Raw genomic sequence first — 9222 nt, forward strand, 5'->3', positions numbered from 1 at the left:
TCTTATATGCTGATATCACGTTTTTGGAAAAAAATAAAGGTGAGCGCCATAAAAATGACATAGTAAATGAGCAGGATGCTGAGGGAAAAAGGCAGCGTAATTCCCTTCATAATCACTGGGCTTACCGCATACTTCGTTAAATCCAAGTGCGGGAAAATCAAAAATTTCATCCATTGGTACTTGTTCATAAAGAGCGAAATAACCTGCCCGGCTGTAGAGGAAGAAAACAGGATAAAAACTCCGAGCCCTACAGCTACTGCCTGGCTCCTGAACAGAGTGGAGAGCATAAAGGCGAACGAGGTGACAATCAGCAGGCTTGGAATGAAAAGAAGGAAGTGATAAAAAAAGAGTTTTCCAATCCCTCCTGTCGGATTCCCGTTCATGGAGCTGACAATTTTGCTCTCTGCTGAAAAATCACTTACCCCGTAAAACAGCAGGCCGAAAACAAATCCAAAAAATAGCAGCAAAACAAGCAGGATCGCAGAGTAAAGGGTTATGGCAATGTATTTTGATAAAAGAATCTTCCAGCGCTGATAAGGCCGGATTAAGAGCTGTTTGATCGTGCCGTCCGAAAATTCAGCCGCGACATTTCCGCTTCCGACAATAACGGTAAACAGAGTCACAAAGGAGGCAACAAACGGAACAACCAGCTCCATATACTCCCAATTTGTTGGAGGGCTTTCCGGCATCATCTGCCCAAGCACAATCTTCATGAGCAGCGCTCCGGCAAACAGCATAACTGTCAGAATGATCATGTACACCCACGAAGAAATTCTTGAAAAAATCTTAATGAACTCGTTTTCTACTAAAGAAATCATGCTAACGTCCCCTCCTTCTCTCTTGTCAGCTCAAGGAACCGGTCTTCCAGACTTTTTTTCACAGGGCTGATTTCATACAGACGGACATTCAGCTCAATCAGTTCTTTTGAAATGAGTGGGATGTCTTCATATGGAAGAGACAGCACGAACTGATTTGGCGCGGCTTCTGTAACGGATTGTTCCCGTTTCTCCAAAAACGCCAGTGCTGTTTTCATACCCTCTTCTCCGATTGTAAACATGACCTCTCTGTTTCCTTCCTCTGCCGTTTCTTCCATAGTGGAAATATGAGTGAGGACGCCTTTTTCAATAATGGCAAAGCGGTCGCACATCAGCTGCATTTCAGCAAGCAAATGGGAAGATACAAGGACTGATGTGCCTGCATTAGCCAGTTCTTTCAAGTAATTTCTGAATTCCTTCATCCCTTGAGGATCAAGACCATTAGTCGGTTCATCCAATATTAAGAGAGAAGGGTCATGGAGGAGCGCCTGTGCGACACCGAGCCGCTGCCTCATGCCGAGAGAATAGGTTTTGACTTTGTTATGTATCGCTTTTTCAAGCTTAACGAGGCGGACGGCTTCCAGGATTTTTTCTTCTGAAATGTTTTTCAGAGACATGCGGGCATAATGCTTGAGATTTTTGTAGCCGCTCATATATTTATAAAATTCCGGATTTTCAACAATCGCACCAATTTCGTTCATGGATTCCCTGTAAGATTCATCAAGATCAAAGGATTGAATCATTACTTTTCCTTCAGTTCTCTTGATCAGTCCTACAATCATCCGGATGATCGTAGTTTTTCCTGCTCCATTAGGTCCTAAGAGCCCAAAGATTTCACCATTTTGCACTTCAAAGCTGACATCCTTCACGATGGTCTTGCTGCCGATCTTTTTAGTCAGGTTTTGCACTTTGAGAGTGGCTGCTGCCATTGAATTTCCTCCTTTTAAGTAGGTTCTGGAAGTTTCCCCCATAAAAAAACCTACCATAGATTATGGCAGGTTTATACATCTTTCTGTTATTTTATCAGAAAAACAAAGATTATTTCTTGAATTGTCTTGATTGGCTGATAAACTTTCCTACTTTTTCAAGGATGTCATCCATAGAGCCGTCTTCTAATATATCGTAATCGTTGATGTTCAGGCGCATAACAGGGCAGGTGTTAAAGTGATTAATCCATGCTTCATAGCGGGCATGCATTTCTTCCCAGTAGGAGATGGGGGTTTGCTGCTCCATTGGACGCCCGCGCTTTTTAATGCGCTCAAGGATAACTTCAAGGCTTCCTTCAAGATAGATCAGCAAATCAGGATGCGGGAAATAGGGTGTCATGACCATCGCTTCAAAAAGATTCGTATACGTTTCGTAATCGACCTCTGTCATCGTTCCCTTTTCGTAATGCATTTTGGCGAAAATGCCTGTATCTTCATAAATCGACCTGTCCTGAATAAAACCGCCGCCATATTCAAAAATTTTCTTTTGCTCTTTAAAGCGCTCAGCCAGAAAATAGATCTGCAGATGGAAGCTCCAGCGCTCAAAGTCCGAATAAAAGTGGTCCAGATATGGGTTTGTATCAACTTTTTCAAAGGACGTGCGGAAGTTCAGCGAAGAAGCAAGCGCGTTGGTCATCGTTGATTTGCCGACTCCGACCGTTCCGGCAATCGTTATTACAGCATCTTTTGGAATATTATACTTTTCACGGGGGTTCATTCAGTTAACTCCTTTTTTCAAATGGGTATCGAGCATCGCAAGAATCTTCGTCAGATCCTCCGGACGGCGGACAAAATCAAGCTTGTCCCCATCAAGCCGGATAATCGGCGTTTCCGGATGTTTTTTTTCCAGCTGGTCCATCGCAAGATCATAATCAGCTGATAGCTGTTCAAGGTAAGCTGGTTCAATTTTCTTTTCAATTTCTCTGCCTCTCATGGCAATCCGGTTAAGGAGTGTTTCAAGGCTTGCCGTCAGATAAACGATAAAGTTCGACCTTGGCATATCAGAAGTCAGGATGTTATAAATTTGTATATATTTCTCGTACTGTGCTTCCTTCAGTGTGCGCTTAGCAAAAATAAGATTTTTAAATATATGATAATCTGCCACAACAGGCTTCTGTTTGCTTAAGTAGTACTCATTAATATCTTCCAGCTGCTTATACCGGTTGCAGAGGAAAAACATTTCTGTCTGAAAGCTCCACTCCTCAATATCTTCGTAGAATTTTCCTAAAAAGGGGTTTTCGTCTACAATTTCCCGCAGCAGCTGATATTGGTAATGTTCTGAGATCGCTTTGGAAAGGGACGTTTTTCCTACCCCGATCGGTCCTTCCACAGTTATGAAGGGCGTCGTATTCATGGCTGGTCCTCCTTTAAGTAAAAATAGCTGTTAACGTCGGAGAATGGCGCTAACGGCCATGTGCGGAGACGGTACAGATACTTTCGCCTTGTTAATGTCGAATGATGATGAAAAACAATGAATTTTAAAAACAGACAAGGCTTATTTTACCATAGTGTCTTCCGTTTTTGCGGATTAGTTTTCGGTAAAATTTTGCTCCTGATTTAGAATATAAAAAAGCAAATGAGAGGCTATCCCATTTGCTGCACTGGTGTTTTTTTCTCCACTTCGAAATTTTCCTGGATGAGCAGCCAGTTCTGAGGAAACGGAAGGCCGAGCTTCCAGTAGCTGATGCCCCTGAGCTTCAGCTGTTTAATCAGGTCGAATTTTGCCTGAATCGATCTAGCATCTTCAAACCAGACCTCATGATCTTTCCCATTTTCATCTTTATATGTGAAATGAGGTGCCTGGTCCTTCTCGCTGTATTCAATCGGTACGTTGTATTTGGCTGCAATCAGAATCGCCTGCTGAGGGCTGATGGCTTTTGCAAATTCTCCTCCTGGCTTATAAGGAAGCGTCCAGTCATATCCATACAGGTTCTGGCCCATCATAATTTTATTTGCCGGGATTTCGGTCAGTGCATAATTCAGCACCTGTTTAACAGGATTGATCGGTGAAACAGCAAGGGGAGGTCCTCCGCTATAGCCCCATTCATAGGTCATGATCACAACAAAATCAACAATTTCCCCTACGCCTTTATAATCGTGGGCTTCATACCACTTGCCCTTTTGGTCGGCTTTAATTTTGGGAGCGAGAGCAGCTGAAATGAGCCACCCTTCTTTTTTAAACCGCTCTTTTGCTCTTCTGAGAAAACGAAGATAAGCTTTTTTGTCAACTGGGCGCAAATATTCCATATCAAAATGAATGTCGCGGAAGCCGTATTTTTTAGCTGCGGCAACAATGTTATCAAGCACTTTGTTTTGAACAGCCTGCTCATTCAGAACAATCCGGCCGATTTCATCACTGAAGCCTTCATCAGAAAGGTTGGTGACAATCATCATCAGCGTCACATTTTCGCTGTCGGCGATTTCCTTTAAGCGGCCGATCGGCGGCTCCTTTAGCGTACCGTCTGGATTGATCCGAAAGCTGAAAAGGCCGAGATAGGTAAGCGAACGGGCTGCCTCCCGTGCTCTTTCCTCTAAAGCGGGGCTGACTTCGTTTCCTGCAGGTTCGATATAGGCGTTTACTTCTGCTTTTCTTTTTGGGGCCTCTGGTATGTAAAGGCGGTCTCCCGGCTTAAGCGGCTTATTCAGATCAAGTCCGTTAATTTTGGCCAATGTTTCAGCGGAAACGCCAAATGCTGAACCAATGCTGTAAAAGCTGTCCCCTGATTTTACGAGATAAAACTGCCCCTTAATCGGAATCACCACTGTCTGGCCGATCACCAGCCTGTCTGGGTTCGGAAGATCATTTGCCCTTACAATATCCGTTACCGTAGAGCCGTACATTCCGGCAATTTCATTGATTGACTGCCCCTGTTTGACAACATGAATCTGCATGGCTGATTCCTCCTTTCTTCTATAGAAAGCTCTTTGGTAGAAATTATGAAGGGAAGCAGCTAAATATGTACTTTGGTCCTTTTTTGACGAATGGTTTTCTTTCCTATAAAGTAAGGTTAATCATACAGGAACGGAGTAATGGAACGTGACAGACGAGTATTTTATGAAGCTTGCAATTGAAGAGGCGAAGAAGGCGGAAGCGATCGGAGAGGTGCCGATTGGAGCAGTGCTTGTTCATGAAGGAGAAGCTCAAGCTTTCGGTTTTAATCTTAGAGAAACAGAACAGCGGTCTGTTGCCCATGCTGAAATGCTTGCCATTGACGAAGCCTGCAGAAAACTGGGGACATGGCGGCTGGAGAATACAACGCTGTATGTTACGCTTGAACCATGTCCGATGTGCTCAGGAGCCATTATCCTCTCAAGAATTAAACGGGTTGTCTACGGTGCGGCTGATCCGAAAGGAGGCTGTGCCGGAACATTAATGAATCTCCTTCAGGACAGCCGCTTTAATCACCAGACAGAAATAACGGCAGGGGTGCTCGAAGAAGAATGCGGCCAAATGCTGAGTCAATTCTTCCGTACATTAAGAGAAAAGAAAAAGCAGGCACGCCGATTACAATAATTTACAGCTGAGATAAATTGATTTTTTGTCCAAAAGAGTATATACTTTAAATTGCGCTGGTTAAACAGCGCCTAACATTGGTAACAATTTTGCCGTGCTAAGCGGGGAATTAGCGGTGCCCTGTACTCGCAATCCGCTCCAGCGAGGCCGAATCCCTTCCCTAGGTTAGTATACTGTAGGGTCTGCCCTCTAGTAAGTGGTGTTGACGTCTGGGTCCTGCGCAATGTGAATCCATGAACCATGTCAGGTCCGGAAGGAAGCAGCATTAAGTGGAAGCTCACATGTGCCGCGGGGTTGCCTGGGCTGAGCTAACTGCTGGAGTAACGCCTATGGCTGCTAATCAAAGGAAGGTGCACGGCAGTTATTACATAAGACTCAACTCACTCAATTTGAGTGGGTTTTTTCTTTAGGTTTTCTTTCTCGATGATTTTGAAATAAGAAGATTGACTGCGTTATAATAGGAAGAGATGAAGATCGAAGGAGGGGCGTTTTTTGAGCTACCAGGCATTATACCGCGTTTGGAGGCCGCAAGTATTCCATGACGTTGTCGGACAGGAACATATTACACGCACGCTGCAGAATGCCCTGCTCCAAAATAAATTTTCCCACGCTTATTTGTTTTCGGGACCTAGAGGAACAGGAAAAACAAGTGTTGCGAAGATTTTTGCAAAGGCAGTCAACTGTGAAAAGGCACCTGCAGCAGAACCGTGCAATGAATGTTCATCCTGCCGCGGAATTACAGACGGCTCCATTTCAGACGTGCTGGAAATAGACGCAGCGTCAAATAACGGCGTTGATGAAATTCGCGATATCCGCGATAAAGTCAAATTTGCCCCTTCCGCAGTTAAATATAAAGTCTACATTGTGGATGAGGTGCACATGCTTTCAATGGGGGCCTTTAACGCTCTCTTGAAAACACTGGAAGAACCCCCTAAACACGTCATTTTTATCCTAGCTACTACAGAGCCTCATAAAATACCGCTCACGATCATTTCCCGATGCCAGCGTTTCGATCTTAAACGGATTACAAGCGGGGCAATTGTCGGACGCATGAAGGAAATCATGGCCGGCCAGGATACAAAAGCAGAAGATGCAGCCCTTAACGTTATAGCAAGCGCTGCTGATGGCGGAATGCGGGATGCCTTAAGCCTTCTTGATCAGGCCATCTCCTTCAGTGACGATAAAGTGGAATTGGATGATGCTCTGTTAATTACGGGCTCTGTTTCCCAAAAAATGCTGTCGCAGCTTGCCCGTTCCATCTATAACAGTGATGCGGCGGAAGCCTTGAAAACTCTGGCTGATTTAATGGATCAGGGAAAAGATGCTTCAAGGTTTATAGAGGATTTTATCTATTATTTCAGAGATATGCTTCTATATAAAAGCGCGCCAAAGCTTGAGTCAGTGCTTGAACGGATTTCGGTCGATGAAGAGTTTTCTCTTCTTGCAGATGAAATGACAGCAGATCGGATCTATGAAGTCATTGGAATTTTAAACAAAAGCCAGCAGGAAATGAAATGGACAAATCACCCGAGGATTTTCCTTGAAGTAGCGGTGGTTAAGCTTTCACAACCTTATTCTTCAAGTGAAGCAAGGCTTCCGGATGACTATATGGAGCTCTCAGGCAAAGTGAAACAGCTTGAAGCAGAGCTGCAGCAGCTGAAGAAGAACGGTGTTCAGGCTGCAGCTGGAACGGCCCCAGCCGAACCGAAACAGCCAAAGGCTATAAGGAGCGGGTTCAAAACGCCGATTGGCCGAATCAAAGAAATATTGAAGGACGCCACTAGACAAGACCTTGACCATCTGAAAAATCAGTGGAGCAAGCTATTGGACTACCTGAAGCAGCAAAACAAAGTGTCGCACGCAGCCTTGCTGAATGACAGCGAACCGGTTGCTGCATCAAGCACAGCCTTTGTATTGAAATTCAAATATGAAATTCATTGCAAGATGGTGGCAGAAAACAATAACCAGGTTCGAACCAATATGGAGGGAATTCTTCAAAATTTACTGGGCAAAACAGTTGAAATGGTTGGCGTACCAGAGCAGGATTGGGTTAAAATAAGAGAAGAATTCATCCAGGGACAGCGTGATGATGACAGTAACGAGCAGAAAGAAGAAGACCCGCTGATTGCAGAAGCGAAAAAGCTGGTCGGAGATGAGCTCATTGAAATAAAAGACTGATATTGGAGGAGATTTATATGATGCGTGGCGGAGGCGGCATGGGTAACATGCAAAAGATGATGAAACAAATGCAGAAGATGCAAAAGGATATGGAAAAGGCTCAGGAAGAGCTTGTAGAGAAAACAGTTGAAGGCACTGCAGGCGGTGGAATGGTAACTGTTACGGTTAACGGCAAGAAGCAGGTAACAGATATCGTTATCAAAGAAGAAGTTGTTGATCCAGAGGACATCGAAATGCTGCAGGACCTTGTGCTTGCTGCAACGAACGAAGCCCTTAAGAAGATGGAAGACATTGCACAGGATACAATGGGGCAGTTTACTAAAGGAATGAACTTGCCTGGTATGTTCTAGGAGGAGAATTCATGCACTACCCAGAACCGATTTCAAAGCTGATTGACAGCTTTATGAAACTGCCGGGGATCGGCCCGAAAACGGCCGTCCGCCTGGCTTTTTTTGTATTAAGCATGAAGGAAGACACCGTGCTTGATTTTGCAAAGGCCCTTGTCAGCGCAAAGCGGAATCTGACTTACTGCTCAATCTGCGGACATATAACCGATCAGGACCCTTGCTACATTTGCGAGGATCCGAGAAGGGACAAATCCGTTATCTGCGTTCTTCAAGACCCTAAGGATGTTATTGCACTGGAGAAAATGCGGGAGTTCAACGGTCTTTATCATGTGCTTCATGGCGCCATCTCTCCTATGGAAGGGATTGGTCCGGAAGATATTAATATACCAGACCTTTTAAAGCGGCTTCAGGATGACACTGTGCAGGAAGTTATCCTTGCCACCAATCCGAATATCGAAGGGGAAGCAACGGCCATGTATATTTCCCGGCTTCTTAAGCCGACAGGCATTAAAATTACAAGGATTGCCCACGGTCTGCCAGTAGGCGGAGACCTTGAGTATGCAGACGAAGTGACACTCTCCAAAGCCCTTGAAGGACGAAGAGAACTATAAAGGGGGATATACGATGCTATTTCGCCGAAAAGGCTGGCTTAGAAAAGAATTTAATCAAATGCTGATGGACGACCTCATCAAGAACAAAAACGAATGGAACCGGCAGAAGCAGCTGATTGATAAAAGCTTGGAGCCCTCCCCTGAAGTTCTGTACGAATTAAAGGTAGCAGAAGCGAAATATTTTTATCTGCTGAAAGAAGCGAAGCATCGAAACGTCAAATTCAGCAGGTAATAGTTTAAGTTCTAATCCTCCTCATTTTTCATAAGCTTGTACTAAGGATGAAGGAAAGTGAGTGAGGAAATGGAGCCGATTGTCATCATTTCCATTTTGGGCGGAGGCATTCTTTTGCTGCTTTTAGCAGGCGCAAAAGCAAAGCCGCTGAAATTTGCGGGAAAGCTGCTGATCCAAATCACGGCCGGAGCATTCTGCCTGTTTTTATTAAACGCAGCCGGTGCAGCTATGAATCTTCACCTTCCCATTAATCTTGCAACATCAGCTATTTCAGGCATCCTTGGCCTGCCAGGAATAGCTGCACTGCTTGTGATTAAAACCGTCATATTAGCGTAAATGCAGACAGAGTAAAAAAACAAATGGGATCCCATTTGTTTTTTTATATTTTCTGTTGACACTATTTTCTATGGATGGTATATTATTATTCGTCGCTGTTAAAGACGCAACATGAACTGAAACAAAGAAACGAAAAAACATGTTGACAAGCAAGCGGCCAAGATGTTATGATAATCAAGTCGCCTCTTGAGAGGCAAACAAGT

11 protein-coding genes and 1 other RNA gene are annotated in these 9222 nt (G+C 44.3%); 7 read left to right on the plus strand and 5 right to left on the minus strand.

The window, feature by feature from the left end:
* Positions 1-2 precede the first annotated feature (2 nt).
* The 5 genes from LRR81_RS20970 to LRR81_RS20990 all read right to left on the minus strand — a co-directional run bounded on the left by LRR81_RS20970 (position 3) and on the right by LRR81_RS20990 (position 4693).
* Entirely contained in the window at positions 3-818 is an 816-nt protein-coding gene (locus tag LRR81_RS20970; protein ID WP_231791369.1) for an ABC transporter permease, read from the minus strand.
* Entirely contained in the window at positions 815-1744 is a 930-nt protein-coding gene (locus LRR81_RS20975; protein WP_231791370.1) for an ABC transporter ATP-binding protein, read from the minus strand. Before LRR81_RS20975 ends, LRR81_RS20970 begins: the two co-directional genes overlap by 4 nt.
* A gap of 109 nt (positions 1745-1853) precedes the next feature.
* Entirely contained in the window at positions 1854-2519 is a 666-nt protein-coding gene (locus tag LRR81_RS20980; RefSeq protein WP_231791371.1) for a deoxynucleoside kinase, read from the minus strand.
* Positions 2520-3155: a deoxynucleoside kinase gene (locus LRR81_RS20985; RefSeq protein WP_231791372.1), complete on the minus strand. Its 636-nt coding sequence runs from the start codon at positions 3153-3155 to the stop codon at positions 2520-2522.
* Positions 3156-3385: 230 nt separating this feature from the next.
* Complete coding sequence (locus LRR81_RS20990) at positions 3386-4693, minus strand: glycosyl hydrolase family 18 protein (RefSeq protein WP_231791373.1); 1308 nt, start codon at positions 4691-4693, stop codon at positions 3386-3388.
* Between the two features lie 163 nt (positions 4694-4856).
* Between LRR81_RS20990 and tadA the strand changes: the two genes are divergently transcribed.
* From tadA to LRR81_RS21025, 7 genes are all read left to right on the plus strand, one after another.
* Positions 4857-5315 carry a tRNA adenosine(34) deaminase TadA gene (gene tadA / locus LRR81_RS20995; protein ID WP_231791377.1) on the plus strand — a complete coding sequence of 153 codons (459 nt, stop codon included), beginning with the start codon at positions 4857-4859 and terminating at the stop codon, positions 5313-5315.
* 92 nt (positions 5316-5407) lie between these two features.
* An RNA gene (ffs, locus tag LRR81_RS21000) (signal recognition particle sRNA large type) lies at positions 5408-5673 on the plus strand.
* A 134-nt stretch (positions 5674-5807) separates the two neighbouring features.
* Entirely contained in the window at positions 5808-7493 is a 1686-nt protein-coding gene (gene dnaX / locus LRR81_RS21005) for a DNA polymerase III subunit gamma/tau (protein WP_231791374.1), read from the plus strand.
* Between the two features lie 20 nt (positions 7494-7513).
* Entirely contained in the window at positions 7514-7843 is a 330-nt protein-coding gene (locus LRR81_RS21010; RefSeq protein ID WP_231791378.1) for a YbaB/EbfC family nucleoid-associated protein, read from the plus strand.
* An 11-nt stretch (positions 7844-7854) separates the two neighbouring features.
* Positions 7855-8451, plus strand: coding sequence for a recombination mediator RecR (recR, locus tag LRR81_RS21015; protein WP_231791375.1), 597 nt, complete (start codon positions 7855-7857; stop codon positions 8449-8451).
* A gap of 13 nt (positions 8452-8464) precedes the next feature.
* The gene (locus tag LRR81_RS21020) at positions 8465-8683 is read left to right on the plus strand and encodes a YaaL family protein (RefSeq protein WP_231791376.1); all 219 of its coding nucleotides are present in this window, start codon (positions 8465-8467) and stop codon (positions 8681-8683) included.
* A gap of 69 nt (positions 8684-8752) precedes the next feature.
* Positions 8753-9019 (plus strand): pro-sigmaK processing inhibitor BofA family protein, encoded by a 267-nt coding sequence (locus LRR81_RS21025; protein WP_231791379.1) that lies wholly within the window; start codon positions 8753-8755, stop codon positions 9017-9019.
* The last annotated feature ends 203 nt before the right edge of the window (positions 9020-9222 follow it).

This window comes from Metabacillus kandeliae, assembly GCF_021166585.1.
GTDB classification, from domain to species: domain Bacteria; phylum Bacillota; class Bacilli; order Bacillales; family Bacillaceae; genus Metabacillus_B; species Metabacillus_B kandeliae.

Bases quoted from the DNA above. Each gene is read 5' to 3' on its own strand.
- LRR81_RS20970 (WP_231791369.1), bottom strand. From the start codon at position 818: ATGATTTCTTTAGTAGAAAACGAGTTCATTAAGATTTTTTCAAGAATT.
- LRR81_RS20975 (WP_231791370.1), bottom strand. From the start codon at position 1,744: ATGGCAGCAGCCACTCTCAAAGTGCAAAACCTGACTAAAAAGATCGGC.
- LRR81_RS20980 (WP_231791371.1), bottom strand. From the start codon at position 2,519: ATGAACCCCCGTGAAAAGTATAATATTCCAAAAGATGCTGTAATAACG.
- LRR81_RS20985 (WP_231791372.1), bottom strand. From the start codon at position 3,155: ATGAATACGACGCCCTTCATAACTGTGGAAGGACCGATCGGGGTAGGA.
- LRR81_RS20990 (WP_231791373.1), bottom strand. From the start codon at position 4,693: ATGCAGATTCATGTTGTCAAACAGGGGCAGTCAATCAATGAAATTGCC.
- tadA (WP_231791377.1), top strand. From the start codon at position 4,857: ATGAAGCTTGCAATTGAAGAGGCGAAGAAGGCGGAAGCGATCGGAGAG.
- LRR81_RS21010 (WP_231791378.1), top strand. From the start codon at position 7,514: ATGCGTGGCGGAGGCGGCATGGGTAACATGCAAAAGATGATGAAACAA.
- recR (WP_231791375.1), top strand. From the start codon at position 7,855: ATGCACTACCCAGAACCGATTTCAAAGCTGATTGACAGCTTTATGAAA.
- LRR81_RS21020 (WP_231791376.1), top strand. From the start codon at position 8,465: ATGCTATTTCGCCGAAAAGGCTGGCTTAGAAAAGAATTTAATCAAATG.
- LRR81_RS21025 (WP_231791379.1), top strand. From the start codon at position 8,753: ATGGAGCCGATTGTCATCATTTCCATTTTGGGCGGAGGCATTCTTTTG.